Annotated in this window: 26 protein-coding genes and 1 tRNA gene; 21 read left to right on the forward strand and 6 right to left on the reverse strand. The window is 58.3% G+C overall.

What is annotated here, in order from left to right:
* Nucleotides 1-16: 16 nt before the first annotated feature.
* Complete coding sequence (locus tag BLW36_RS14740; protein ID WP_091390481.1) at nucleotides 17-583, reverse strand: response regulator; 567 nt, start codon at nucleotides 581-583, stop codon at nucleotides 17-19.
* Between the two features lie 529 nt (nucleotides 584-1,112).
* On the opposite strand from BLW36_RS14740, the gene BLW36_RS14745 reads away from it, so the two are divergent.
* From BLW36_RS14745 to BLW36_RS14770, 6 genes are all read left to right on the forward strand, one after another.
* Nucleotides 1,113-2,348, forward strand: coding sequence for a multifunctional CCA addition/repair protein (locus BLW36_RS14745; RefSeq protein WP_091390485.1), 1,236 nt, complete (start codon nucleotides 1,113-1,115; stop codon nucleotides 2,346-2,348).
* Complete coding sequence (locus tag BLW36_RS14750; protein WP_091390487.1) at nucleotides 2,341-3,069, forward strand: pteridine reductase; 729 nt, start codon at nucleotides 2,341-2,343, stop codon at nucleotides 3,067-3,069. Before BLW36_RS14745 ends, BLW36_RS14750 begins: the two co-directional genes overlap by 8 nt.
* A 69-nt stretch (nucleotides 3,070-3,138) precedes the next feature.
* Complete coding sequence (locus BLW36_RS14755; protein ID WP_091390490.1) at nucleotides 3,139-3,831, forward strand: response regulator transcription factor; 693 nt, start codon at nucleotides 3,139-3,141, stop codon at nucleotides 3,829-3,831.
* The gene (locus BLW36_RS14760) at nucleotides 3,818-5,071 is read left to right on the forward strand and encodes a sensor histidine kinase (protein WP_170833229.1); all 1,254 of its coding nucleotides are present in this window, start codon (nucleotides 3,818-3,820) and stop codon (nucleotides 5,069-5,071) included. The genes BLW36_RS14755 and BLW36_RS14760 overlap by 14 nt, the downstream gene beginning before the upstream one ends.
* 51 nt (nucleotides 5,072-5,122) lie before the next feature.
* Nucleotides 5,123-6,019 (forward strand): alpha/beta fold hydrolase, encoded by an 897-nt coding sequence (locus BLW36_RS14765; protein ID WP_170833230.1) that lies wholly within the window; start codon nucleotides 5,123-5,125, stop codon nucleotides 6,017-6,019.
* A gap of 207 nt (nucleotides 6,020-6,226) precedes the next feature.
* Nucleotides 6,227-7,309: a type 1 glutamine amidotransferase domain-containing protein gene (locus BLW36_RS14770; RefSeq protein ID WP_091390501.1), complete on the forward strand. Its 1,083-nt coding sequence runs from the start codon at nucleotides 6,227-6,229 to the stop codon at nucleotides 7,307-7,309.
* A 72-nt stretch (nucleotides 7,310-7,381) separates the two neighbouring features.
* Here BLW36_RS14770 and BLW36_RS14775 read toward each other — a convergent pair whose 3' ends face one another.
* Nucleotides 7,382-7,843, reverse strand: coding sequence for a winged helix-turn-helix transcriptional regulator (locus BLW36_RS14775; RefSeq protein WP_091390505.1), 462 nt, complete (start codon nucleotides 7,841-7,843; stop codon nucleotides 7,382-7,384).
* A gap of 129 nt (nucleotides 7,844-7,972) precedes the next feature.
* On the opposite strand from BLW36_RS14775, the gene BLW36_RS14780 reads away from it, so the two are divergent.
* Nucleotides 7,973-9,085 (forward strand): NADH:flavin oxidoreductase, encoded by a 1,113-nt coding sequence (locus tag BLW36_RS14780; RefSeq protein WP_091390507.1) that lies wholly within the window; start codon nucleotides 7,973-7,975, stop codon nucleotides 9,083-9,085.
* A gap of 65 nt (nucleotides 9,086-9,150) precedes the next feature.
* Here BLW36_RS14780 and folK read toward each other — a convergent pair whose 3' ends face one another.
* The 3 genes from folK to tsaD form a co-directional block, all read right to left on the reverse strand.
* Nucleotides 9,151-9,648 carry a 2-amino-4-hydroxy-6-hydroxymethyldihydropteridine diphosphokinase gene (folK, locus tag BLW36_RS14785; RefSeq protein WP_091390510.1) on the reverse strand — a complete coding sequence of 166 codons (498 nt, stop codon included), beginning with the start codon at nucleotides 9,646-9,648 and terminating at the stop codon, nucleotides 9,151-9,153.
* Nucleotides 9,649-9,650: 2 nt separating this feature from the next.
* Entirely contained in the window at nucleotides 9,651-10,037 is a 387-nt protein-coding gene (folB, locus tag BLW36_RS14790) for a dihydroneopterin aldolase (protein WP_091390512.1), read from the reverse strand.
* A 65-nt stretch (nucleotides 10,038-10,102) separates the two neighbouring features.
* On the reverse strand, nucleotides 10,103-11,122 hold the full coding sequence (gene tsaD / locus BLW36_RS14795) for a tRNA (adenosine(37)-N6)-threonylcarbamoyltransferase complex transferase subunit TsaD (RefSeq protein ID WP_091390515.1): 1,020 nt from the start codon (nucleotides 11,120-11,122) through the stop codon (nucleotides 10,103-10,105).
* Between the two features lie 172 nt (nucleotides 11,123-11,294).
* Between tsaD and rpsU the strand changes: the two genes are divergently transcribed.
* The 14 genes from rpsU to BLW36_RS17255 all read left to right on the forward strand — a co-directional run bounded on the left by rpsU (nucleotide 11,295) and on the right by BLW36_RS17255 (nucleotide 24,665).
* Nucleotides 11,295-11,510, forward strand: coding sequence for a 30S ribosomal protein S21 (rpsU, locus tag BLW36_RS14800; protein ID WP_020411530.1), 216 nt, complete (start codon nucleotides 11,295-11,297; stop codon nucleotides 11,508-11,510).
* 194 nt (nucleotides 11,511-11,704) lie between these two features.
* A complete protein-coding gene (locus BLW36_RS14805; protein ID WP_091390520.1) occupies nucleotides 11,705-12,151 on the forward strand; it encodes a GatB/YqeY domain-containing protein in 447 nt (148 codons plus the stop codon).
* Between the two features lie 24 nt (nucleotides 12,152-12,175).
* On the forward strand, nucleotides 12,176-14,155 hold the full coding sequence (dnaG, locus tag BLW36_RS14810; RefSeq protein ID WP_091390522.1) for a DNA primase: 1,980 nt from the start codon (nucleotides 12,176-12,178) through the stop codon (nucleotides 14,153-14,155).
* A gap of 192 nt (nucleotides 14,156-14,347) precedes the next feature.
* Nucleotides 14,348-16,222, forward strand: a complete 1,875-nt coding sequence (rpoD, locus tag BLW36_RS14815) for an RNA polymerase sigma factor RpoD (RefSeq protein WP_091390523.1) — start codon at nucleotides 14,348-14,350, stop codon at nucleotides 16,220-16,222.
* Between the two features lie 112 nt (nucleotides 16,223-16,334).
* Nucleotides 16,335-16,727, forward strand: coding sequence for a diacylglycerol kinase (locus BLW36_RS14820; protein ID WP_091390820.1), 393 nt, complete (start codon nucleotides 16,335-16,337; stop codon nucleotides 16,725-16,727).
* A gap of 150 nt (nucleotides 16,728-16,877) precedes the next feature.
* Nucleotides 16,878-19,469 carry an autotransporter family protein gene (locus BLW36_RS14825; protein WP_091390525.1) on the forward strand — a complete coding sequence of 864 codons (2,592 nt, stop codon included), beginning with the start codon at nucleotides 16,878-16,880 and terminating at the stop codon, nucleotides 19,467-19,469.
* 83 nt (nucleotides 19,470-19,552) lie between these two features.
* Nucleotides 19,553-19,629: transfer RNA gene (locus BLW36_RS14830), tRNA-Ile, on the forward strand.
* Between the two features lie 570 nt (nucleotides 19,630-20,199).
* The gene (locus tag BLW36_RS17230; RefSeq protein ID WP_139304914.1) at nucleotides 20,200-20,592 is read left to right on the forward strand and encodes a hypothetical protein; all 393 of its coding nucleotides are present in this window, start codon (nucleotides 20,200-20,202) and stop codon (nucleotides 20,590-20,592) included.
* Between the two features lie 124 nt (nucleotides 20,593-20,716).
* A complete protein-coding gene (locus BLW36_RS17235; RefSeq protein WP_139304915.1) occupies nucleotides 20,717-21,205 on the forward strand; it encodes a hypothetical protein in 489 nt (162 codons plus the stop codon).
* A gap of 135 nt (nucleotides 21,206-21,340) precedes the next feature.
* Nucleotides 21,341-21,841, forward strand: a complete 501-nt coding sequence (locus tag BLW36_RS17240) for a hypothetical protein (RefSeq protein ID WP_139304916.1) — start codon at nucleotides 21,341-21,343, stop codon at nucleotides 21,839-21,841.
* 146 nt (nucleotides 21,842-21,987) lie between these two features.
* A complete protein-coding gene (locus BLW36_RS17245) occupies nucleotides 21,988-22,470 on the forward strand; it encodes a hypothetical protein (protein WP_139304917.1) in 483 nt (160 codons plus the stop codon).
* Between the two features lie 115 nt (nucleotides 22,471-22,585).
* Nucleotides 22,586-22,996, forward strand: coding sequence for a hypothetical protein (locus BLW36_RS14840; protein ID WP_091390532.1), 411 nt, complete (start codon nucleotides 22,586-22,588; stop codon nucleotides 22,994-22,996).
* Between the two features lie 679 nt (nucleotides 22,997-23,675).
* Nucleotides 23,676-24,266, forward strand: a complete 591-nt coding sequence (locus tag BLW36_RS17250; protein ID WP_139304918.1) for a hypothetical protein — start codon at nucleotides 23,676-23,678, stop codon at nucleotides 24,264-24,266.
* Nucleotides 24,267-24,350: 84 nt separating this feature from the next.
* A complete protein-coding gene (locus BLW36_RS17255; protein WP_139304919.1) occupies nucleotides 24,351-24,665 on the forward strand; it encodes a hypothetical protein in 315 nt (104 codons plus the stop codon).
* Between the two features lie 332 nt (nucleotides 24,666-24,997).
* Here BLW36_RS17255 and BLW36_RS14850 read toward each other — a convergent pair whose 3' ends face one another.
* Nucleotides 24,998-25,531, reverse strand: a complete 534-nt coding sequence (locus tag BLW36_RS14850) for a redoxin domain-containing protein (RefSeq protein WP_211567222.1) — start codon at nucleotides 25,529-25,531, stop codon at nucleotides 24,998-25,000.
* Nucleotides 25,532-25,607: the final 76 nt, after the last annotated feature.

Consider the following 25,607-nt stretch of genomic DNA (forward strand, 5'->3'; position numbering starts at 1 on the left):
ATCGTTCAGCTTTCACTCAAACTTCCAGCAGCAGCTTCACTTTGGCCGCCAGTTCGCTGCGCTCACCCGGATGTGCCACCAGAGCGTCGGCTCCGGCATTCAGCCAGCGCTGCTGATCCCGCTCACCCGCCGGGGCAATCACGACCACACGCACATTGGCGTATTCGCTGCGCGAGCGCAGGTGATCCAGAATCTGGAAACCGTTGACGCCCACCAGGTTCGCATCGATCACCATCAGCGCCGGCTTGCAGCCGGCCATCAGGGTACCCGCGACAAAGCTGTCGCCGGCCACTTCCACGTCACAGCCCACCTGCTGCAGGGCCTGGCGGCCAGCGGCGGTCAACTCCGGATCACTCGCCAGCAGCAGTACCTTGCGGCTGGCCGCAGCCAGTTCGCTGGGTACCGGCATGGAGTTATCGCGCAGGAAGCCGACAAAGTCCTCGACACAGATACGGTGATCGCCGCGGCCGGGCAGTTTATAGGCCTTTAGCTGGCCCCGTTCTATCCAGCGAATCACGGTGCGGAAATTCACCCCACAGTATCTCGCTGCCTCTCCCGTGGTAAGCACGTGCAGTTCGCTCATCTCTATTATTCCCCCAACATCCTGCAATTACTGGCAGGCACCCGCCAAGATCGTTTACGCAACATGCGGCTGATTTTTGCCACTTAGCGCGAATTTATCCTGTCTGATTCAAGTGCCCTTATAAATTATGCTGTTCAACACTGAAAAACCAGTCTGAAACTCGGGTTATGTTCATTATTAACGAACGGCAGCCGAACCCCCTCAAAAAATACTGAAAGATATAGTTGACAGGTATGACAGGTTAAATAGAATGGTCACAATTCGGCAGATCAGTGGACGCCGAGGCCCTCCCGGGCCAACCGCCAGGCAGGCAACAGTCTTTTTGAATGGCGAATGGATATTCCCCGAGCGAATACCCTAAGACCCTGGGCCCCCTTGTTTTTTCGGGGCCTTTTTTTTATCTTGCCAAATCCTCAGATCTCCCCGATCTAACCGCCCCTGTACGCCGATGCGGCGCCGGAACGAATGGATTTATGGCAGTAGCAAGCTCACCCCGGCACCAATCCTCCCGCTCCCCGGAGCAATTTCCGTGAAGATCTACCTGGTCGGCGGCGCTGTGCGCGACAAGCTGCTCGATCGCCCGGTCCACGAGCGCGACTGGGTGGTGGTCGGCGCCGATGAAGCGCAGATGCGCGAACTCGGCTTCAAGCCGGTGGGCAAGGACTTCCCGGTATTCCTGCATCCCGACACCGGCGAGGAATACGCACTCGCGCGCACCGAGCGCAAGAGCGGTCACGGCTACGGCGGCTTTAACGTCTATGCGGCGCCGGACGTGACCCTGGAACAGGATCTGTTGCGCCGGGACCTCACCATCAATGCCATGGCCGAGGGCGAAGACGGCCAGCTGATCGACCCCTACGGCGGCCGCGCCGACCTGGAAGCACGGCTGCTGCGCCACGTATCGCCGGCCTTTGCCGAGGACCCGCTGCGCATACTGCGCGTCGCCCGCTTTGCCGCCCGCTATCACCACCTCGGTTTCACCGTTGCCGACGACACCATGACCCTGATGCGGCAGATGGTCGCAGAGGGAGAGGTACAGCACCTGGTCGCCGAACGGGTGTGGAAAGAAATCAGCCGGGCGCTGACCGAGCCCGACCCGGATATCTTTATCCGCGTGCTGCGCGAGTGCGGCGCGCTGAAGATTCTGCTACCGGAGGTCGAGCAGCTGTTCGGTGTGCCGCAGCCACCCCGGCACCACCCGGAAATCGACACCGGCGAACATGTCATGATGGCGCTGCGTATCGCGCCGGCGGAGCTGCCGGTGCGTTTCGCGGTCCTGGTGCACGATCTCGGCAAGGGCATCACGCCGGAGGAGATACTGCCCAGCCACCGCGGTCACGAGTGCGGCGGCCTGCCGCTGGTGCGCGATGTCTGCAAGCGCTGGCGCGTGCCCAAGCAGCTGACCGCACTGGCAACCGGGGTATGCGAGTATCACCTGCACTGCCACAAGGCGTTCGAGCTGCGTCCGCAGACGCTGATGAAGATGCTGCGCGCACTGGACGCCCTGCGCCGCCCGGAAAGGTTCGAACAGTTCCTGCTCGCCTGCGAGGCGGATGCCCGCGGGCGCAAGGGCCTGCAGGATCGCGATTACCCGCAGGTGGACTACCTGCGCAAAGTACGCGACGCCGCAGCGGCGGTCACCGCAGATGCATTGATGGAACAGGGGTTCGAAGGCGCCGAGCTGGGCAAGGCGCTGGATCGCGCCCGTATCGCCGCCATCGCCAGCATAAAGGACCAGCACGTTGGGAAAGACGGCGATGCGTAATGCACTGATCACCGGCGCCGCCGCCCGCCTCGGCCGCGCCATAGCCCGCGAGCTGCACCGGGATCACCGGGTCATCATCCACTATCGCAATTCCGCCACCGTAGCGCGGCAACTGGCCGACGAGCTGAACAGCATCCGTCCTGACTCCGCCGCGGCCCTGCACAGCGAACTGGCCAGGGCCGCCGACTGCGAACAACTGGCCGAACAGGCGGTAAAGCAATGGGGCGGTATCGATGTACTGGTCAACAACGCCTCCGCCTTTTTCCCGACCCCGGTCGGGAGCGCCAGTGAGGAGCAGTGGGATCAGCTGGTCGGCAGCAACCTGAAAGCGCCCTTTTTCCTCAGCCAGGCACTGGCGGCAAGCCTCGCGAGAGACAACGGCTGCATCGTCAATATGGCCGACATCCACGCCGAGCGCCCGATGCCGCAGCACCCTCTCTACTGCGCCGCCAAGGCCGGGCTGGTGATGCTGACCAAGAGCCTGGCGCTGGAGCTGGCGCCACAGGTGCGCGTCAACGCGGTGGCCCCCGGCGCGATTCTGTGGCCGGAACAGGAAACCGTGGACGACACATCCAAGGCAAAGATTCTCGAGCGCATTCCGCTGGCCCGCACCGGCAACGCCGAGGATATAGCCCGCACGGTGCGCTTCCTCGTTTCTGATGCGCCGTATATCAGCGGCCAGGTGATCGCGGTGGATGGCGGCCGCAATCTCAATATTTGATTTCACTTCAATTTCACCCGGATCTTGTCACAATGGTCTCGCGCTCAAAAAACCACTAGATCCGAGCCGGTGAAAGCACTCAAGATTCTGCTCATCGAAGACAACCCGACCATTGCCCGCCAGACCGGAGAGTTTCTGGGTGGACACGGCTGGCATATCGATTTTGCCCACTGCGGGCGCCTCGGCCAAGAACTGGCCCTGGAGCAGATTTACGATCTGATTGTCCTCGACTTGAACCTGCCGGATATGGACGGGCTGGAGGTCTGCCGCCGCATCAAAGAACAGGCCACGGTGAATATGCCGGTACTGATGCTGACCGCCCGCGACGCCTTCAGCGACATGGCGGAAGGCTTCAACACCGGCGCCGATGACTACCTCTGCAAGCCCTTCGATCCCCGTGAATTGGCGCTGCGCTGCCGTGCCCTTGCGCGCCGAAATGAATTGCATCAGAGCGACAAAATACGCATCGGCGATCTCGTTATCCGTCGCCGCGAACACTCGGCATGCCGAGAGGGGCAAGCTTTGCAACTGACCACGATCGGATTTCAGATACTTTCAATCCTGGCTCGGGCTTACCCGCAGCCAGTCAGCCGCTCAGAAATATTGCATCAGATCTGGGGAGACAATCCGCCGGAGACAGACGCGCTGAAATCCCACATCTACAGCCTGCGCCAAGCGCTGGACAAGCACTTCAGCGCGCCGATGCTGAAGACCATTACCAATCTGGGCTATCGACTGGAGGTGCCTGGTGCGGGTCAATAGAAGCCTCCAACGACGCGTCTTCGCTACTTTCGGCGCCTTCACCCTGTTGCTCTGCCTGCTCTATAGCGCCATCTGTGCGCTGGCGGCCTACGTCATCGAAGACCAGGTGCTGGACAACCTGCTCGCCGACGAAGTCCGCTATATCGAAACGGAGTTTCAGGCCAGCGGCGAATTGCCCCCGCCGCGGCTGCCCTATATCGAGCTCTACCACGACAACAAGCCGGCACCACAGGATCTCCTCGCCGCAATACCGGACGGGAAGACCAGGGCCGAGTGGTTCGCCGATGGCGAGCGCCACTTCCACCTGCGCCGGCTGGACCTGGACGAAAATACCTCACCGATACTCGCCGCCGAGGTGAGCCGGCTGCTCACCGTTTCCCGCCAGTCCGGTAACCTGCTATGGCTGCTGATCAGCGCCTTGCTGGCCACCGCAGTTCTGGCGCTATGGACCGCTTTCCGGCTGTCCTCGCGAACCGTCAGGCCAGTACTGCTCCTCGCCGAGGAAGTCGAAAATCGACAACCCCACAGTGCGGCCCTGTCGCTAACCGCCAGTTCCGCCCGGGATGAAATCGGCTTCCTGGCTCGAACACTGGAGGGCGCACTCAACCAGCTCGAGTCCGCCCTGCAGCGCGAAACAGAATTCACCCGCGACGTCAGCCACGAGCTGCGCACCGCAATCACCATTGCTAAAAACACACTGGCGCTGTCCGGCCGGCGTGAACTCTCAGCACAGGAAACTGAGCAGCTGCACGGTGCGTTAACCGAAATGGAAAACACGATCACCTCGCTGCTGGCACTGGCGCGTGCCGAGTCTGCGGAGCAGGTTTCGTTTGGACTGCGCCACCTGCTGGAAGAGCGCCTGCTCGCGCGCCACCACTGCATTGCGAAGGCGCAGTTTCGTATTCAAATAGAGCTGCCGGACAATATTCGCGCCCTCGGCAACCGCCACCTGTCCGCGCTGCTGGTGGACAACCTGCTCGACAACGCCCTCCGCCACGCGTCGCGGGCGGAACTGCGCATCTATCAGGATGGCGATGCGCTGGTCTTCGAAAATCCAGTAGCGGAAGTGCCGGACACGAAAGCGGCGTTCCTGCCACGACACAAAGGCGCGCGGAGCGACGGCATGGGCCAGGGACTCTTCCTTGCCAAGCGGATACTGAACGCGCTGGACTGGGATTTCTCCGCCCGCTGCAATAATGGCCTGTTCAGCTGCACCGTTCACCCCAAGCTTTTCACCTGAATTTCACCTGCCAGCAATTAGTCTGCCTCCATCAATATGGAGACGGACACTATGATTAAGAAATTATTCGGGACGACACTGGTCGCATTGCTTGGCGCACTTGCAGTTTGGTATCAATTTTTTGCTCTCAAGGCAAAACCGATACCGCAAGCCCAGATTCTTGCTGCCTACGACTACGAGCCCCCGGCCGATATCGATATGCGCCTCGAGGCTATCGGCGACGGCAAATTCAGTCTTTCCTTCCGGAGTTTTGACGGTGCGCTGGTCAACGGCCAGATCAGCTACCCCCCTTCTCATCAGGAAAAGCACCCGGTGCTGATCGGCATATCCGCCATGGGCAGGGGTTACCAGCGCTGGTGGACAGATTCATTCAAGGGGCGCCCGACTGTTACCCGGGTAAATGAAATCACCAAGTTGGCCGCCGATAAGGGTTATGCAGTGATTTCCATCGATGCCAGGTTTCACGGCACAAGGAAAGATCCTGACAGACCCTTGAAATCGATCATGAACGACCTCCACTTTTTCGGCGACAAAACCAACTATGAAAATATGATTCGGAAAACAGTGTTGGATTACCGAGTGCTTCTCGACTGGATTTCCGATCAGCCGACACTGAACAGCGACCGGATCACCGCTGTCGGCTATAGCATGGGTGCGCAGGTCGGCCTGCTGCTCGGAGCTCTGGACCGACGTGTCGACCAGCTTGTGGCCATGGTCCCACCACATGTCGACGATAAAACCGCACTGGTGGCTCCCAAGAATCTCGCCTCACTGATCGAGGAACCCCCGGTCCTCCTGATTACCGCAAACGACGATGAATACGCATCGGCGGCGGACAACAGGGCTCTGTTCCTGGCAATTGCGAGCGAGAACAAGGAACACCTGGCATTCGACAGCGGCCACATTCTCCCGGCAGATTACGTTGAGGCTTTGGCCCAGCGGCTGTAGAGGAAAGAAAAACGCCCACCAAGGGCGGGAAACGCCTTCGAGTAGGTTTCAGTTTTCCGCCCTTTTCCCAGATATCCGGCGCTTGACGCTGATCGCGCTTCCTGAAGCCAGGCCAGAATGGTACTGCGTTTCCGATCGGCGATTTTTTTCACCTGAATTTTACCCTTCGGTGAGTAGGCTGCTCCTGCTAAATAGGAGACCTGGACCATGGTTAAAAAACTGTTACTGACACTTTCTATTATTGCTCTCTCGTTATTCGGCACCGGATTCTGGCTCAAGAGCCTGATTCCTCCGCCACAAGATCACGTAGCGCTCGCGCAAACCAGTCCCTCGGACCTCAACTATCTTCAGCAGATCACACCGGAAAAGCGGGGCAAAATTCTCGCTGTCGTGACCAGCACCGACACGCTGGGTAATAGTGGCCAAAGCACCGGCTATGAGCTGACAGAACTGTCGCGCCCATACTATGTCTTTACAGCCAACGGGTTTGAGGTAGATATCGCCAGCACCGCAGGAGGTATTCCGCCGGTGGTGATTGATAAAGACGATATGGGACCGTTCGACTACGCCTTCCTCAACGACAAGATCGCTCAACGGAAAGTGAACCATACGATCCCCATCGAGCAGGTACAGAGCGAAGATTACCAGGCGGTCTTTTTTGTCGGCGGCAAGGGCGCCATGTTTGATTTTCCGGATAATCCATCTGTGCAGAAGCTGGTGCGCCAAACCTATATCAGCGGCGGAGTCATCGGCGCCGTGTGTCACGGCCCAGCGGCGCTCGTCAACGTAAAGCTGCCGGGAGGCGAACCACTGCTGGCAAATCGTCGGGTCAGCGGTTTCACCAACGAGGAAGAGCTTTTTCTGATTCCCGATGCGCCGCAACTGTTTCCGTTTCTGCTCGAGGATGGCCTGCGCCAGAGCGGCGCTATTTTTGAGCCGGGGCCGGCCTATTTAAAACAGATCAGTATCGACGGGCGCCTTCTTACCGGGCAGAACCCCTGGTCGGTATGGCCGCTGGCAGAGGCCATGGTCGAGGCGCTGGGTAATCAGCCAACCCCGCGCTCGCTGACACCCGCAGAACTCACCGTGGAGCTACTGCTTACTTATGAACAACAGGGTATAGCACCAGCTCAGAAAAAACTGTTGCGGATCACTGAGCATAAAGGAGCAATTATCGACCGCAGGCTCCTGGCCATGCATGGGATAGTTGCAATTATGCGCGGCCAGCTCGGCAAGGCGGTGGATATTGTGCGGCTACTGGCGCAGGCAAAAAGCTTGCAGGTTAGCTAACGTCAACAGGAGCGGCCTCTGCCGCTCCCAGCTGGTTATGACGGCCGGCCAATCTCTACGGAGTAAAGGCACTCAGCCAGCCCGCTCCAGCGGCTGGCCATTCTCGTCCACAAACAGCACATCCTTGACGGTCAGCACCTCGCCGTCTGCGTTCTGCACGACCACCGGCGCAAGCGGCGCACCGGAGCTTCGATCCACCAGCTGCATAGCATCCTTGTTGCCGTTCCAGCGCTCGCTCCACTGTCGCAGGGCGACCACCACCGCGAACAGGTCCCGACCCTTGTCGGTCAGGCGGTACTCGTAGCGGGTGCCGTGCTCGCCCACGTTGACGCGGGTCATCACGCCATTGTCCACCAGGCGGGACAGGCGGTCACAGAGGATATTCTTGGCGATGCCGAGGCCGTTCTGGAAGTCGACAAAGCGCCGTGTGCCCAGCATGGCCTGCTTGATCACCAGCAGCGACCACCAGTCACCCACCTCATTGAGCGCGCAGGCCACGGAACAGCCCAGATCATCAAAACGTTTACGTGTCATGCGGGCAGTATAAGCGAAAAAGGTTGCATTAAAAAACCAAATCAAGTCTCATAACGCAACCATATTTACTGAGCCAGTCATACGACTGGCCCGCTAGTGCTGTTTACTGAAGAGATTCGGGAGTGTGATATGAGTAGTTCCCTGGATAGCCTGCTGCGTCCGTTCGAGCATAAAACCCTGAAATTGCGCAACCGGGTGGCAATGGCCCCGATGACGCGCACCGCTTCTCCCGGCTACGTCGCCAACGACCAGGTGGCCGGGTATTACCGCCGCCGCGCCGAGGGCGAAGTCGGCCTGATCATCACCGAAGGCACCTTCGTCGGCCACAAGGCCGCCAACGGCTACGAGAATGTGCCGGCGATATTCGGTGACGAAGCCATGGCCGGCTGGAAGAAGGTAGTCGACGAAGTGCACGCTGCCGGCGGCCAGATCATCCCCCAGCTGTGGCATGTGGGTTCCGTGCGCAAGGAAGGAATCGGGCCGGATAAATCCGTTCCAGGGTATTCGCCATCCGGCCTGTTCAAGCCGGGCAAGCCCAACGGCCACGCGATGACCAGGGAAGACATCCGGGACGTGGTCCGCGCCTTCGCCGATGCCGCCAGAGCGGCCAAGGAAGTCGGATTTGACGGCGTGGAAATCCACGGCGCGCACGGCTACCTGATCGACCAGTTTTTCTGGGAAGGCACCAACCAGCGCGACGACGAGTACGGCGGCTCCATCGAGAACCGCGGCCGTTTTGCTGTGGAAATCGTCGAAGCCGTGCGCGACGCAGTGGGCAAAGACTTCGCCATAGTGCTGCGCTACTCCCAGTGGAAGCAACAGGACTACGACGCCAAGCTGGCACAAAACCCGGAGGAATTGCGGCGCTTCCTGACACCGCTGGTGGACGCCGGTGTCGACATCTTCCACGCTTCCACCAGACGCTTCTGGCTGCCGGAGTTTGAGGGTTCCGACCTGAACCTGGCCGGCTGGACCAAAGAGCTTACCGGCAAGCCGGTTATTTCCGTCGGCAGCGTCGGCCTCGACGATGATTTTATCGGCGGCAACAACCAGGGCATGGGCGGCACCGCCAACCCCACCGGCCTGGACGAGCTTACCCGGCGCATGGATAACGGCGAGTTCGACATGATCGCGGTGGGCCGCGCCCTGCTGCAGGATCCCAACTGGCTGCTGAAAATGCGGGACGGACGCGAGAAAGAGATAGTCCCCTTTACCAAGGAGGCACTGGCCAGCCTGAGCTAAGGGGCACGGACAGCAGAAAAAAAGCGGCCGATTCAGGCCGCTTTTTTATTGCCGCACTCGGACGTTTATTTTCCCGGCCAGTCGAAGGCCACCGGCCACAGCTTCTGCGAAGCCTGATCGTACTCATCCCACAACTGCCGGTAAGTTATTCGTTCCAGCGGATGCACCGCATCCGGCGCCAGCTCCGCCAGTGGCAGCAGTACGAACGCATTCTTGAGGATTTCGCCCCGCGGCAGTTTTACGCCGTCGATGGTGCCGGTGAGGTCGTCGTAGGTCAGGATATCGATATCCAGCGTACGGGCGCTGAATTTCGGGCCGGCGCGCAGGCGGCCGTTGGCATCCTCTATTTCGCGCAGCCGCAGGGCCAGCTGGCCCACTGGCAGGTCGGTGTGAATACCGACCACCAGGTTATAAAAGTTATCGCCGTCGAATCCCACCGCCACACTTTCGAACACGCGGGAGACCTGCAGCTCGCCGAACTGCTGCGCCAGCGCATCGAGGCCGGCGCGGATATGCCGTTCGCGATCGATATTGCTGCCGAGACTGAGGAATACCTGTGCCACGGTCAGCCTCCGGAAAAAGCGGCCGCGCCGCTGGCCGGCCTGTCGCCGCGTTCGATGATCACGCCCACATCGCGTGAGCCGCGCACGGCGCCGGGCTTGGACAGGCGCAGGCGCAGCCAGGACACATTGAACTCATCGCGCACGATGGCCGCGGCCTGTTCCGCCATGGTTTCCACCAGCAGGAATTCGCTGCCCTCGATAAATGCGATCAGCCGCTTGGCCACCGCCTTGTAATTGAGGGTGTGTTCGATATTGTCGGTGCGCGCGGCCTCGGCGATATCGAAGGCCATCTCCAGATCCAGACTCACCGTCTGGCGCACTTCGCGCTCCCAGTCGTAGATACCGATAATGGTATCCACCTTCAAATCCCGTATATAAACGATATCCATCCGCCAACTCATTTGTATTTCGTGCAAGGAACGCCGGCGGCCAAGATGCCAGGCGCAGCAGTCTCTCAGAGCTCCGTCATCGGCCAGCGCGGCCGCACTTCTATCTTCAGATCCGCATGCTCGCCCGCCTGCAGGCGCAGGCAACCGGCGTAGGCAATCATGGCACCGTTGTCGGTGCAGAACTCGTGGCGCGGGTAATAGACCCGGGCGCCGTCTTTGGCCAGCACCGTTTCGAGGCGCTCGCGCAGCAGCTTGTTCGCCGACACGCCACCGGCGATGACCAGGGTCTTGTGGCCGGAGGCCCGGATCGCGCGGCGACATTTGATTACCAGCGTGTCGACCACCGCCTCCTGAAAGGCCGCGGCGATATCCGCACAGGTCTGTTCGTCCGGCAGGCCGTCTGCCAGCGCGTGTTCGCGCACCGTGGTCAGGGTGTAGGTCTTCAGGCCGGAAAAACTGAAATCCAGCCCGGGCCTGTCGGTCATCGGCCGCGGGAAGGTGAAGCGCGACGGATCGCCCTTCTCTGCCAGCGCGGCCAGGCGCGGACCGCCGGGATAATCCAGGTCGAGCATCTTCGCCGCCTTGTCGAAGGCCTCGCCGGCGGCATCGTCGAGGGACTCCCCCATCAATTCGTAATCACCGAGGCCGCGCACGTCCACCAGCTGGGTATGGCCACCGGATACCAGCAGCGCGACGAACGGAAAGGCCGGCGGATTCTCCTCCAGCATCGGCGCCAGCAGGTGGCCCTCCATATGATGGATGGCTACTGCCGGGATGCCCCAGCCGTAGGCCAGTGCGCGGCCGGCGCAGGCACCCACCATCAGCGCGCCGACCAGGCCGGGACCGGCGGTGTAGGCGATACCGTCGAGATCGGCCGGGCGGGTATCGGTCTTGCGCATGACCTGGCGCACCAGCGGCAGCAGCTTGCGCACATGGTCGCGACTGGCCAGTTCCGGCACCACACCACCGTAATCGGCGTGCAGATCCACCTGACTGAACAGGGCGTGACCGAGCAGACCGGACTCGGTGTCATAGATAGCGACGCCGGTTTCATCGCAGGAGGTTTCAATACCCAGAACGCGCACTTGGTTTCTTACTCGTGACTGCCTCGCGGGGCCGCTATCATACTGGAAAATGGGGTTGCGATCCCGTGGGGGAGTGTTTAGAATTTGCGCCCTCGCTGTGAACCGGCCACCGGAAGCAACTGCGAGAGCATTGCCGGAATGGCCGAGAGAAACGAATTTTACAGGTATCCTAATGCCCTCTGTACGAATCAAAGACAACGAACCTTTCGATATCGCCCTGCGCCGCTTCAAGCGCTCTTGTGAGAAAGCCGGTGTACTGTCCGAAGTACGTCGTCGCGAGTTCTACGAGAAGCCGACTGCTGTACGCAAGCGCAAGGCTGCTGCCGCTGTTAAGCGTCACGCTAAGAAGCTGCAGCGCGAAAACCGCAAGTTCCAGCGCCTCTACTAAGAGCTGCAGTCAGCATTAAGCCTGACTCAGAGAGGTCGCCCAGCGGGTTCGATCCCGCAGCGGTTTCACAAAACGGCGTGCGAGCCTGACTCGCGCGCCGTTTTTCGTTTCCGCTGCCGCATTCTCCACCCGCGCCGGACGCGCTATTCTTACCGGCCCGAACCAATAACAAGCGAAATTCCGGATCAGCCACTATGAGCACCCTCAAGGACACCCTGGCTCAAGCCACCAAAGATGCGATGAAAGCCCGCGCCAAGGAGCGACTGGCCACGCTGCGCCTGATCAATGCCGAGATCAAGCGCGTGGAAGTGGACGAGCGCATCGAACTGGACGACGCCCGCATTCTGGCCCTGCTGGACAAGATGACCAAGCAGCGTCGCGACTCCATCACCCAGTATGAAAAGGCCGGCCGCGCCGAGCTGGCCGCCGTGGAGCAGGCGGAAATCGACGTGATCCAGGAATTCCTGCCGGAACAGCTGTCCGAAGACGAGATTGCCGAGATCGTCGCCGCGGCGGTCAAAGACACCGGCGCCAGCGGTATGGCCGACATGGGCAAAGTCATGGCCCAGGTGAAGCCGCAGGTACAGGGCCGCGCCGACATGGGCGCTGTCAGCAAACTGGTGAAGGCGCAGCTCGGCTGATCGCCGACGCGCTAGCGAGACCCTATGGCCGGCAAGATCCCCCAGCACTTTATCGACGACCTGCTCGCACGGGCGGATATCGTCGAGCTGGTGGACAGCCGGGTCAAACTGCGCAAGACAGGCAAAAACTACTCCGCCTGCTGCCCGTTTCACGATGAAAAAACCCCCTCCTTCACGGTAAGCCCCGACAAGCAGTTCTATTACTGTTTCGGCTGCGGCGCCAACGGCAACGCGATCGGCTTCCTGATGGAGTACGACCGCCTGCCCTTCCCCGAGGCGGTGGAAAAGCTGGCCGCGAACCAGGGCCTCGAGGTACCGCGCGAGCAGCTGGCCCCGGGCCAGGAAAAGCGCCAGCGCGAGAGCCAGTCGCTGTACCAGCTGACCGAGAAAGCCGCCGACTACTACCGCAGCCAGCTGCGTGCCCATCCGGCCGCCGGCCGCGCCATCGCCTACCTGCGCGGCCGCGGTCTGTCCGGCGAGATTGCACGGGATTTCGGTATCGGCCTGGCCCCGCCGGGCTGGGACAACCTGCTGAATGAACTCGGCGACACGGCGCAGAACGCGGACCTGCTGGAGCAGGCCGGCCTCGCGATCCGCCGCCAGGACAGCGACGGCAATACCAAACCCGGCGCGCGCCACCATTACGACCGCTTCCGCAACCGCATCATGTTCCCGATCCGCGACCAGCGCGGCCGGGCCATCGCGTTTGGCGGGCGGGTACTGGGAGACGAGAAGCCCAAGTACCTGAACTCGCCGGAGACCCCGATCTTCCACAAGAGCCGCGAACTCTACGGCCTGTGGGAGGCGCGCCAGGCCAACCGCACGCTCGAACGGCTGATCGTCGTCGAGGGCTATATGGATGTGGTGGCGCTGGCGCAGTTCGGTATCCGCTGCGCCGTCGCCACCCTCGGCACCGCCTGCGGCGAGGAACATATTCAACTGGCGTTCCGCAACGCGCCAGAAGTGGTGTTCTGCTTTGACGGCGACCAGGCCGGCCGCACCGCCGCCCGGCGCGCACTGGAAGCGGCGCTGCCGCATATGCAGGACGGCCGCAGCGTGCGCTTCCTGCTGCTGCCGGAAGGCGAGGACCCGGACACGCTGGTGCGCCAGCTGGGCGGCGAGCGCTTCCAGCAGATGATCGACGAACAGGCCCGCCCGCTGGAAGACTTCCTGTTCGACCTGCTCGGCGAGGGCATCAACCTGCAGACGATGGACGGCCGCGCGCGCCTGTCGAAACTGGCCGCACCGCTGCTCGACCTGCTGCCGGCCGGGGTCTACCGCCAGCTGATGTTCCAGCAGCTGGCTGCGCGTACCGGCCTCGACAAGGATACGCTGCAGGAAGTGATCAGCGCGGAAAAGGCCCGCGCGGCCCAGGCAAAGGCACAGGCCCAGCCCCAAGTGCAGTCCGGACCACAATCGCAACAACAGCCGCAACGGCAGGCACCGGAGCCCGATGCCCCGCCGGCAGAGCTGGCCGACGTGCCGCCGCCGGAGGAAGAATTTTTTGCCGGGACGCCCTCGCAACCGGCGCAGCCGCGCCGCAGCGGCCAGTACCGGCTGCCGGCGGAGCGCATGCTGATCGCACTGCTGCTGCACCACCCGCAACTGGCCCAGCAGATCGAGGACAGCGCGCAGTTTCGCGCCAGCGGCCACCCGGACCTGCAGCTGTTCGCGGAACTGGTGGACCTGCTCAAGAGCCGGCCGGACTACAATCTGAATCAGCTGCTGGGCTACTGGCGCGCGCACCACGGCGCCGACTCCTGCGACACGCTGGCGAAGCTTGCCGCCTCCCAGCTGGTCAGCGGCGTGCGCCAACTGGCGCAGGGCGACAGCAAACTGGAATATGACCCGCAGGCCGAGTTCGTCGACTGCCTGCAGCGGCTGGAACGGGCCGCGCAGAAGCAGCGCAACCGCGACCTGCTGGCGCAGCTGAAAGGCGGCGGCCAGCTCAGCGCGGAGGAACAACTGGCGCTGCTGGCCAACTGGCGACAGAAACAGGATTAATCACCGGTGCAGGCCTTGAAATCCCTCGGCCCAGCACCATATTCACTCACCCCGGACGGGATCGGGAACTCAAGCACAGTAAACATCGCACCAAGGCGTCCCTTGACAGCCAGAGTGGTTATTGCTATCGCAAATACGCTATAATCCCGCGTCTTTGTCCCGTATTTTCATCCCCAGAATTCAGGGTTGTGCATGACCGACAAAACCCAACAGCAGACTTCCCGTATTAAGGAACTGATCGCCCGCGGTAAAGAGCAGGGCTATCTGACCTACGCCGAAGTGAATGACCACCTGCCGGAGGACATCTCCGATCCCGATCAGGTGGAAGATATCATCGGCATGATCAACGACATGGGCATCAAGGTGTTTGAAAGCGCACCGGATGCCGAAGAGTTGTTGATGGCCGAAGGAGACAGCTCCGCAGACGAGATCGCCGCCGCCGAAGCCGCCGCCGCTCTGGCCGCGGTGGAATCCGACGTGGGCCGCACCACCGATCCGGTACGCATGTATATGCGCGAAATGGGCACCGTAGAGCTGCTCACGCGCGAGGGCGAGATCGCCATTGCCAAACGTATCGAAGAGGGCCTGCGTGAACTGATGGCCGCCCTCGCCTACTGGCCGGGCGCGGTACAGCATGTGATCGACGAGTACGAGCTGATCGAGAAAGAAGAGCGCCGCATCCCCGATGTGATCGCCGGCTGGCTCGACCCGGCCGACGAAGTGCCTCCGGGCGCACAGGCCGGCCAGGCCGCCGCCGCTTCCAGTACCGACAGCAGCGACAGCAGCGACGACGATGACGCCAGCGACGACAATGACGACGACTCCTCTTCAGAAGAAGAAGAAAACGTCGGCGGCATCGACCCGGAAGAGCTGGCCGAGCGCATGAAGAAGCTGATCGCCGCGCAGAAGAAAGCCGACGCCGCGATCAAGAAGCACGGCCGCGATTCCAAACAGGCCGGCGAGGCCATGGAAGCCGTGGGCGAGGTATTCCGCTACTTCAAGCTGGCCCCGCGCCAGTTCGACCCGCTGTACAACGAAGTGCGCAGCATTCTCGACGACGTGCGCGAGCAAGAGCGCACCATCATGAATCTGTGCATCAAGCGGGCCAGGATGCCGCGCAAGACCTTTATCAAGGAGTTCCCGGGCAACGAAGTCAACGAAGACTGGATCCCCGGCATCATCAAGAAGAAGCGCGACTACTCCGACAACCTGCGCCAGGTAGCCGAGGACATCATCCGAGCGCAGCGCAAGCTGGCCCAGTGCCAGGAGCGTGCCGGTCTGGAGATTGGCCAGATCAAGGAGATCAACCGCCGCATGTCGATCGGCGAGGCCCGCTCCCGCCGCGCCAAGAAGGAGATGGTCGAGGCCAACCTGCGCCTGGTGATCTCCATCGCGAAGAAGTACACCAACCGCGGCCTGCAGTTCCTCGACCTGATCCAGGAAGGCAACATCGGCCTGATGAAGGCGGTGGACAAGTTCGAATACCGTCGCGGCTACAAGTTCTCGACTTACGCCACCTGGTGGATTCGCCAGGCGATCACCCGCTCCATCGCGGACCAGGCCCGTACCATCCGTATTCCGGTGCACATGATTGAGACCATCAACAAGCTCAATCGCATCAGCCGCCAGATGCTGCAGGAGATGGGCCGCGAGCCGACTCCGGAAGAGCTGGGCGAGCGCATGGATATGCCGGAAGACAAGGTGCGCAAGGTACTGAAGATCGCCAAGGAGCCGATCTCCATGGAGACGCCGATCGGTGACGACGAAGACTCGCATCTGGGCGACTTTATCGAGGACCAGAACCAGTCCTCGCCGGTAGACACCGCCACCCAGACTGGCCTGCACGACGCTACCCGCTCCGTGCTGTCCGGCCTGACGGCGCGCGAGGCGAAAGTACTGCGCATGCGCTTCGGTATCGATATGAACACTGACCACACGCTGGAAGAAGTGGGCAAACAGTTCGACGTTACCCGCGAGCGTATCCGCCAGATCGAGGCCAAGGCCCTGCGCAAGCTGCGCCACCCGTCTCGCTCCGAGCATCTTCGGAGCTTCCTCGACGAGGGGTAAGCACCACACTGAAAGCCCGGCAACGCCGGGCTTTTTTATGTGACAGTTCAGTGACCGCCGGGACCTGCTACCGCGAACTTCCGGCACGACCATGCGCCGCAAGAAAAACACCATGCAACAAGAAGAGTTCATCAACAAACCCGGCAAGACCGGCATCTCCCGCCTGATCGACGCCACCTCCTATTCCCGGCAGGGCCTGCTCGCCAGCTGGCGCAACGAAGCCGCCTTCCGCCAGGAAGTCACCCTCGCCATTTTCCTGATTCCGCTGGCGCTGTGGCTCGGCGAGAGCGGTGTCGAGCGCGCCATCCTGATCGGCGCGACGCTGCTGGTGATGGTGGTGGAACTGCTCAACAGCGCCGTGGAAGCGGCCATCGACCGCATTGGCCCGGAGCGGCATCCGCTGTCGAAAATTGCCAAAGACACCGGTTCGGCGGCGGTATCCATTGCCCTGTTGCTGTGGCTGTCTACCTGGGGCTGCATCCTGCTGCCACGCTGGCTCGGCTAAGTCTTTTGCCTCCCGCCGCACGGCGGGAGCGCCCACCATTGCCGCTCGCCTCGCCCCTTCTGGCTGCCTCGCAGGTGCGCCCGGCTCGTCTAGACTTTCTGCTCCAAAAGAATTCCGAGCCTGTTAACTCCTATAAACCAGGGAAGGTTTATGCCCCACGCGCGCGCGAAGGATGTCCTGCGTCACTGTGCCGGCCTGCTGTTGGCCGCCGGCATGGCCAGTCCGCAGGCACTGTTCGCCGCCTGTAGCGACAATACCCCAGCCAGCGGCAGCGATGTGATCTGCGACGGCACCGACACCACCGGCATCCAGGCGCCGGCGGCCAGCGACGTCAGCGTGACCGTCACCACCGGCGCCACCATCGATACCGGCGCAACAACCGCAATCGAACTGGGCCCGGGCGCCGAGATCGACAACGGCGGCAACCTGACCACCAGCAGCGCCAACACCATCGAGCTCTCTGCCAGCGGTGACGACACGGTGACCAACAGCGGCAATATCAGCAGTAGCGGCGGCCTCGCGATTGATTTTGGCGACGGCGATGGGCGCGACACCTTCAATATGAACGCCGGTCGCGTCAGTGGCCATATCGCCCAGCGCGGCGGAGCCGACCGGTTCAATTTGCGCGGCGGTGTGATCGACAGCATTGATCAGGGCGGCGGCCAGGATCGGGCGCTGATTGAGGGCGGGCGGATTGTCGGCACCTTTTCCGGGGGCGACCTTGTCACTATGACCGGCGGCCGCGTCGGCACGATCAACCTGGGCACCTCCGACAATGAAATGGCGATGCAGGGTGGCCTGGTCGATAACGATATTCTCGCCGGCTTCCAGAACGACACGCTGCGCATGTCCGGCGGCACCATCGACCGCAACGTGGATTTCGGCCGCGGCGAAAATGTGATCGAGCTGAGCGGCGGCAGCATCGGCAATCACATCCTGACGGGTAGCGATCGGGATAGCTTTTACTGGAGCGGCGGCAGTATCGGCGGCGCCGTACTGCTGGGCGATGGCGACGACAGCGCCACCCTCGATTCGGTCACCGCGCTGGGCAGCACCCTGCTGAACGGCGGCCGCGGCAACGACAGCCTGCTATTGCGCAATCAAGTCATCACCGATCCGGCCCAGCTGCTGCAGTGGGAATCCGTGCGACTGAGCGACAACTCGACGATCGAGTTCAGCGACAACCTCGAACTCGGCGGCACCGATGCACTGGCTACCCGGCTAACGGTAGATCGCGGCAGCAGCCTGCTTCTGATCGACATGAATTCGATGCTATTCACCGCCGCGGGCCAGCCCCTGCTACTGGAAAACAACGGTACCATCGACCTGCGCGGCCCGTCGGAAAACACGCTGCGCATCGTCGGCGACTACACCGGCAACGGCCTGCTGCTGCTCGACGTGATTCTCGGCGACGACAGCAGCGACGCCGATGTGCTGCAGATCGACGGCGGCCACGCCCACGGCAACACCCAGATAGCGTTCAACGTGCAGGGTGGCAAGGGCGCCGCAACGGGCGACGGCATCCTGGTCATCGAAGCGCTGAACGGTGCCACTACCGCCCCGGATGCCTTCTTCACCACCGGGTCCCTGTCCGCCGGGCCCTACGAGTATTTCCTGTTCCGCGGCACCGGTGAGCCCAGCGCGTCGGACAACTGGTACCTGCGCTCGACGCTGCTGCCCGGCAGCGCCGCGCCCAGCGTCAGGGCGGTTACACCATCCACACCGAACACATCGTCCATTCCAACACTACCGCTGGGCGCGCTACCGATGGTCGCCGCCGCACCACCGGCTGGCGCCAGGCCGATCCCGCTGTACCGGCCGGAAATCCCCCTCTACGCCCAGGCGAAATCCCTCGCCCACTTCCTGTCGCTCACGGAAATGGGTAGCTATCACAAGCGGCGTGGCGAACAGCGCTACTGGAGCAGCGCCGGCAACAATGCCTGGATGCGGCTCTATTACCAGAGTGCGGATATCGACTGGGACGGCGATGTATACAGCCGCTTCGACGGCAACCTGGGCGGTATACAGCTGGGCGGCAATATCTACTCCGCGCCCAGCTGCCGCGGCTCCCAGGAGCTGGGCGTGTTTGTCGGCAGCAGCCGCGCCGGCGGCGATGTCAGCGGCTTCGCCCGCGGCTTCCGGCATTTCGACGCCGGCCGCAACGAACTGGAAACCTATTATTTCGGCGGCTACTTCACCGACTACCGCCTCAACCGGAATTACCTGGACGTGTTCGTCAAAGCTGCCTACCTGGAGCTGGACAGCCGCTCCAACCGGGGCGTCGACGACAGAGTCTTCGCCCCGCAGCTCAGCGTCTCGCTGGAGAGTGGCTGGACCCGCACCCTGAACGAGCGCATCAGCCTGGAACCGCAGCTGCAGCTGGTGGCCAACTACACCAACTTCGATGCCTACGAGGACGGCATCTCGCGCATAGAGCCGGACATGACGCCGGAACTCACTTTCCGCGCCGGCCTGCGCGGCTACAACCCGGACGGCCGAAACCAGTACTACGCCTTCGGCAACCTCTGGTACACCCTAGACGGCAACGACGAACTGCAGTTCGACAATCGCCTCTATCTGGAAAACGACCGCGGTGCCACCTGGGCTGAAATCGGCGCCGGCATGGTGCTGCTCCAGCGGGAGGGTGGAGGTATCTACTTCAATCTCAGCTACCAGCGCTCGATCGATGACCTGGACTGGGAGGCAGGCAGCGCCAACCTCGGCTTCGCCTGGGCCTGGTAACCCGCGCCGGAAAAGGCGTTGATTTACAAGGAAAAATCGAGTACTTTGCCCAACCGCCTGCACCACAACGCAAGCGACTTTGGGGGCCCTTAGCTCAGTTGGTTAGAGCATCCGACTCATAATCGGCAGGTCCTGGGTTCAAGTCCCGGAGGGCCCACCATTTCCTCTCCCCCATTCTGTTTATCCCAGCTCGCTTATCGAAACCCGGCGTAGTTCCGGAGCCCCTAGGGTTCACTGCGTACACAAGCAATTTTTTCAAAATGCGCAGCAATCCTGTTAGACACCAACACTAAAAGTGCCTACGCCAGTCTACTGTCCGCTACTCCAATTTTATCGAGCGTCCGCACGAAAACCTGTTCCACGTACGGCCACAGACCAACTGTTGGCAACCAACACTTGTACAGATTTAGAGCCGTGGGAAAGGCCGCAATCTCGACACGCCCACTATCGACACGAAAATGAACCGAATTCAGAAGCCATGGGCTTTATATCACCTCCCTAAATCGCGTAACTTATTGATTTTTCGACATGTGCACCTGAGAACAAGAGCCATCCCACAAGACACACCATTCGACAGCAGGCCATATGATTCTGGAGCCTCTTATTTAATCGCTTTTAACTCATTGATTTCTGGATATTTTTTTCACGAAGCTAAATCCACCTCCAATATATCGAGCCACGGTGATATAAAGCCCTAGGCTTTTGAATAAAACTGTTATGCGGCAAGCGTATGAATAGAGTCTTTCAGTTTTTTCTACTGTTAATGCTCAGTGGAAGTGCCTTAGCAATCGATATTTACTGCAATGATCGAAAATCACTCGACAGAGTTGATATGCTAGATTCTGCGTATGAGAGGGCGAAAATAGTCTTCTTGGCAAATGTCGAAATCGAGCACCTTGATGAAGCGCCCCATCTAAGGTGGCGTTACTCTACTATTTCTCCAGTCCTAAAAGGGGAAATTGAAAGTGAGGGATATTTATACCCAAGTACAAAAGTCTGCGAGGCTCCAGATCTTTCAGAAAAAGCCGTTTTCTTGGTTTTTCTAAACAATAGAGAGGATGTTTTAACTTCTCAAAACACCTTGATGGTGGTTTACAATCGAGGAAGTGTGCACGAAGACTAGGCTTTGGAGTGGGCCGCGAGTAAAGCGCATAACTAGGCCATGCTGCGGACGGCCTACACAACGCGCTTCGCGCTAAAATCGCTCCGGCCGCCACAGATGGCAACGTTATGGTTCCCAAGAGCCCATGAAGAATTTCATACTTTTGCTTGCTGTCTTCCCAATGTTTTCAGCAGCTTATGACACAACCAAATTGCATTCTCATCATGTCTATGTAGAGGGAGTTCTTCCTGAGCCATATAAAAATGTTTCTGTGAAGATAGATCTAGATCCGGAAAATGATGATCTAAGAAATATTTCTATGCATATAGATGGAAAGCCCGTCAGCTTCTCTGAGTCGGAGAAGGCAAAGCTTACTGATCTTGATTTGCAAACAATGGAAATTGAGCACGGCATATTTAGTGCCCATGATAGCGAGATGGGTGATGTTCTTTATATCAAAATTGCAAAAGGAAAGAGAAAGTCAATGAAATGCAATTTTGATAAAGAGGAACTAAACCACGGGATCTACGATGTTGCATTAATCCAGTATAACTTCGAAGACTCACCGATTGTGCGGTTGGACAATCCCTACAAGTACTATCGGGACCGTTACCTGTGGTGCTTCGAGGGGTGAAAAACCATAACAAGCAGCGGCAGAGCGACAGCCAACGTTACGCACCTTTTGTGTTACTCGCTGTCGCTCAAACATTAACACAAAAGGCGCTCCACGCTGGTTGCGCCTGCGCTGGGCGTTAAAGGTAAATCAGTGATGAGAGCCATTTTCGTAATTTTCCTGTTAACCATGCTCTCTGGTTGTGTCGGTTTGGCTGCTGGCACATACGGCAAAAAGGAATTGGCAAGAACAGAATTCAGCTTAGAGAAAGAGAGAAATATATTTAGTTTCGAGAAGAGAGATTTGCCTTACTCAGAGGATGAAATTATCGAACATTGGGGCAGTCCTGATTCCGTAGGTCTATTTGAGCAATGTAAAGTTCTTATTTATAAAGATGGTACCTCATGGTCTGGTGCTGGTGCGTTTGTTGGTATAGTACCGGTTCCTCTCGTAGCTCCAACTGGAACATATAAAAATCGTTTTTATCTGCGGAACAATGTAGCGGTTGGTTTGATTCAGGAGTACGGAGAAGTAGATCGCGCAGTTGGCTACACGTGTGGGAGTAACAAGTGCGGCGCTAGCTCTGGAGAAAAGGTAAATGAGCCTGAGGTTGATGCTGAGGTGGCGCTGACAGAATGGTGCGCGAAGCCCCTTTAACAAACGCAGGCAGTATGCTCCGGCCCTTGGGACCTCCGCGGGACGCCCAATGCTATGCACATATTGTGCTGGTCGCTGCGCTCCATTTTTAGCACAATATGTGCACAGCATTGGTCGCCCCTGCTGCGGGCGTTAAGGCATGTAAAATGAAGCAAGTACATCTATTCATCATGGCTTTTATTCTATCAGGGTGTGTCGAAATGGCAGTAAAAGCAGGATGCTTTCTTGATGAGCCTATCGAGAAAATTCCGGAGGAGAGGACAGCAAATTTTTCATTTGCTATTGCATATAAATATCGAGACCAAAGGTACGATATCGCAGACGTAGGCACCTGTACTTATGTAGGTCGATCCTGTGACGGTCGTGGCTTGCATAATAAATGGGATTTTAAGTTACAAAGCGGATCCGATAAGCTGCGGCCAAAAGGGATCACAACAGATCTTAGTTTGTACTTCCCAACTGGTGGCTGCCAATCGCTAATGGAGGGGAATCTTGTTCCATACAATACAGGGGTTTCCGTTGATCCGTATAGAGGGTCTGCTTCGTCATGGGACCCAATTGGCACTCAAAGAAAAATTGATTCTTTGGGTATAGAGGTTACGAGCTACCAGATAGTGAGGTTGCCTTAACAAGGTGCTGCAGCCGACGTCTTACTTTGTGCACTTTTTGCACGGACGCTGCGCTCCCATTTTCGTGTAAAAAGCACATAAAATAAGCCGCCGCTGAGCACGGCGTTAGAATTTTATGAGACTAGTTGGCATAGAGAAAAATATAGTACTTTTAGGCGCCGCCATTATTTTTGTTTTGGTGGCCTGGATCTACTTCGAGATTACGAAGAGTGAGGCCCAAATTGCGCAATACTCCGAGCCCTCGACATCTCTCCTTCGCGGTGAAGCTGAAGCAGAGGAAGACTTCGGAACGGGGCATTGGGAATTTAAGATGGCTCGCAACGAGAGGGAAAAGCTTACTTTTCTCGGCGTTGAAGACTCAATAATTAAAGAAAAGTTTGATGTTGAGCCGTCGGCCTTTGCATATCTTTGGTGTGTGGTAGTTACTGAGGGCTATGAATCTTGGAGCGTGCCTGAAGATTACAAGCATAATCAATTTTACGTTGTTGGTTACAATAGAAGGTTGTTTGAGCTCCTGACCAAGTAGAATTCTAACAATTGCAGGCAGTATGCTACGGCCCCTGACGGGGCCTCCGCGGGACGCCCAACGCTATGCACGTTTTGTGCAGTTCGCTGCGCTCCCATTTTCGCACAAAACGTGCATAGCATTGGTCGCCCCTGCTGCGGGCGTTAAGCATACGAAAATAAAATGTTGGAAATAATTAAAATAACTGCAATAGGCCATGGCGCGACCATCGCTCTCTGTTTGGTGTCTATTGGCTTGCTAATGAGAAAGGGAACCGTTTCATCTCAATTGTTCGCAGCGGGCCTAGCAATAATGACTTTTTCAATGGTTTTCGGAATCCCCATTACAAACTTCGTATGGGAAAAATGGCAGCCCGTAGAATCGTACGTCAATCATGCATTAACCGGTTTAGCTGTTGATACGCTCTTTGCAGTAGGTTTGGCCTTGTGTGTCTACTCATTTTATCGAGTCGACAGACATGCTTAACAAGCGCAAGCAGCATGCTACGGCCCTTCGGGTCTCCGCGGGACGCCCAACGCTATGCACATTTTGTGCGGTTCGCTTCGCTCCCATTTTCGCACAAAACGTGCATAGCATTGGTCGCCCCTGTTGCGGGCGTTAGCTGGGTAAGACGGTCGATCTAAAGCGAAGTAGTTAATAAATTTCAATTTATTCCTAAGAAAAAATATGGAGCAACCCAATGAATGGACAAAACAAGAGATTTATTGCCAATGTCGCTAACTATTTAGCAAATCACTCAATTATTGTGCCAACCTGTTTTACCGATAATCATAATGGAAGAGCTTTAGTAAGTGGTCAAATTTATAATTTCGATTTACAAATCATTAATCCCGCAGCTCATATCAATATACAGGCACCTGCTGCAGGAAATTTGGTTCTGCTCACTGTTATGCAGAATAGGGGAACAAATGTAGGTCACTGGACAAGAGGTATAAATGCCATGTGGCTGGCAGCCCCCCCAGGACAGGGAATTTCAAGCCATGCTCTTCCTGTGGGAACAAATTACATATTCACTGAGAGCTTAGGAGGATGTAGTGTTTATATACAGGCAGGACAAATCTACCACAATTATGCAGGAAACATACCTGCTGGGGTTCCGGCTAATCAACAAGTAAGTCACCCATACGCGGGAGCTGTAGGTAATTTCGACCAAACTTGCGCAGTCGCCTACCAAGCAGGTGGTTGGAATTTGGGGAGCAGTGTGCCACATGATAATGGTCCTTTCCATCGAATACATGCGCCCTCTCAGTACCGATACTTGGGCTATTAGGGCACGCGATACTTCAGCCAACAATCGCAAGCAGAAAGCTCCAGCCCTTCGGGTCTCCGCGGGCGTTATATTTCAGGAGAGTAAGTGGCCACAAAAAGACAAAGAAACGAATTTGATGAGCTACTTTCTAGGAGCCTGCTTTTTCTCATAGGTATTGCCTTGCTGGCTCTCGCGGCTGCAATTTTCTATAGAGAAGGTATAGATAGCGCACCAGCGGTTGCATTTGGTGGATTGTTTGGTGCAATCGGAATGCCCTTTATTTTTGTGAGCATACTGGGCAGTAGAAAGCGGGCAATTGGTTGGGCTAACAACACGGGCAACCATGAGTTTTTAATTTTCTTTTATCTACTGGCTCTCTGTATTAGCTACACACTAAGGAAACTGAGCAGAAAAACATAACAATCGCACGCAGGATGCTGCGGGGGTTATGTCTTGATTGGATTTCCAAGTCGAAATCGTATTATGATCGCTACGAATATACGCCCGATACAGCGCACGACTTCAAGGATGGTTTCAGCCGACCGAAACCAGTCGGCCTCGCACCTACCGTAATTATTCGCCCTCTCACCCGCTCTAGGTAGCCTTCAGTTCGCAAACAGCAGTCGCCTAGGCCAAACCCAACGTGGTCGCAGGAAGTTGCTGTTGCTAGATGACCGCCACCGGTGACCCGCTTGTGTTCAAACCGCGGCTGTCATGCCGCACCGGGACAATTAGCACAACTGCAGCATCAACTATCGACCCAGCGTTCCGCGTGGCGGGTAATCTTTTTCCAACACGAAGTCTATCGCACCCAAAATGTCATCGATCCTCGGGCGGGCAAACGGCGCGGATTGTACGTAGGCGGCATACAGTGTCTGATCGGGCTTGATGATAAATAGCGCGGGCTCACTGAATTTGCGCGGCTCTTCCTCTTTGATACTTTTTGATAGGAATAGCTGCCACTCGTTGGTCTGCTCTTCCGTTAAGCCGTAGCCCAGCGGCACCTTGTCAATGTCCCATTCGTCTTTAGTGCGTGAAGCGCGCTCCTGGCTATCCATACTCACCGCAAAAACTTTCGTGCCACGCGCCTCAAACTTACTCATATTCTTGTTGAGTTCCTCTAGCGTTTTCTTGCAAATTGGACAGTGTAAGCCGCGGTAGAACATCAGCACGGTAAAATTTTCCGGTGACTGTTTTGACAAATCCCAAGTCTCACCGTCCATTTTGGTAACTACCAAATTCGGCGCTTTAGCACCGGGCAGTATTTTCGCTCCATTGCTCATCATTCTTTAACCTTGATGTTGAAAGATTTTCCGCCTTTTCTTGCGACTGCTCGCCAATCCCCAAAGCGCCACCCGCCAT

The organism is Microbulbifer marinus (assembly GCF_900107725.1).
GTDB classification, from domain to species: Bacteria; Pseudomonadota; Gammaproteobacteria; order Pseudomonadales; family Cellvibrionaceae; genus Microbulbifer; species Microbulbifer marinus.

Coding starts and splice junctions, on each gene's coding strand:
- BLW36_RS14740 (WP_091390481.1), bottom strand. CDS start 583: ATGAGCGAACTGCACGTGCTTACCACGGGAGAGGCAGCGAGATACTGT.
- BLW36_RS14750 (WP_091390487.1), top strand. CDS start 2,341: ATGCGTAATGCACTGATCACCGGCGCCGCCGCCCGCCTCGGCCGCGCC.
- BLW36_RS14765 (WP_170833230.1), top strand. CDS start 5,123: ATGATTAAGAAATTATTCGGGACGACACTGGTCGCATTGCTTGGCGCA.
- BLW36_RS14770 (WP_091390501.1), top strand. CDS start 6,227: ATGGTTAAAAAACTGTTACTGACACTTTCTATTATTGCTCTCTCGTTA.
- BLW36_RS14775 (WP_091390505.1), bottom strand. CDS start 7,843: ATGACACGTAAACGTTTTGATGATCTGGGCTGTTCCGTGGCCTGCGCG.
- BLW36_RS14780 (WP_091390507.1), top strand. CDS start 7,973: ATGAGTAGTTCCCTGGATAGCCTGCTGCGTCCGTTCGAGCATAAAACC.
- folB (WP_091390512.1), bottom strand. CDS start 10,037: ATGGATATCGTTTATATACGGGATTTGAAGGTGGATACCATTATCGGT.
- rpsU (WP_020411530.1), top strand. CDS start 11,295: ATGCCCTCTGTACGAATCAAAGACAACGAACCTTTCGATATCGCCCTG.
- BLW36_RS14805 (WP_091390520.1), top strand. CDS start 11,705: ATGAGCACCCTCAAGGACACCCTGGCTCAAGCCACCAAAGATGCGATG.
- dnaG (WP_091390522.1), top strand. CDS start 12,176: ATGGCCGGCAAGATCCCCCAGCACTTTATCGACGACCTGCTCGCACGG.
- rpoD (WP_091390523.1), top strand. CDS start 14,348: ATGACCGACAAAACCCAACAGCAGACTTCCCGTATTAAGGAACTGATC.
- BLW36_RS14820 (WP_091390820.1), top strand. CDS start 16,335: ATGCAACAAGAAGAGTTCATCAACAAACCCGGCAAGACCGGCATCTCC.
- BLW36_RS14825 (WP_091390525.1), top strand. CDS start 16,878: ATGCCCCACGCGCGCGCGAAGGATGTCCTGCGTCACTGTGCCGGCCTG.
- BLW36_RS17230 (WP_139304914.1), top strand. CDS start 20,200: ATGAATAGAGTCTTTCAGTTTTTTCTACTGTTAATGCTCAGTGGAAGT.
- BLW36_RS17235 (WP_139304915.1), top strand. CDS start 20,717: ATGAAGAATTTCATACTTTTGCTTGCTGTCTTCCCAATGTTTTCAGCA.
- BLW36_RS17240 (WP_139304916.1), top strand. CDS start 21,341: ATGAGAGCCATTTTCGTAATTTTCCTGTTAACCATGCTCTCTGGTTGT.
- BLW36_RS17245 (WP_139304917.1), top strand. CDS start 21,988: ATGAAGCAAGTACATCTATTCATCATGGCTTTTATTCTATCAGGGTGT.
- BLW36_RS14840 (WP_091390532.1), top strand. CDS start 22,586: ATGAGACTAGTTGGCATAGAGAAAAATATAGTACTTTTAGGCGCCGCC.
- BLW36_RS17250 (WP_139304918.1), top strand. CDS start 23,676: ATGAATGGACAAAACAAGAGATTTATTGCCAATGTCGCTAACTATTTA.
- BLW36_RS14850 (WP_211567222.1), bottom strand. CDS start 25,531: ATGATGAGCAATGGAGCGAAAATACTGCCCGGTGCTAAAGCGCCGAAT.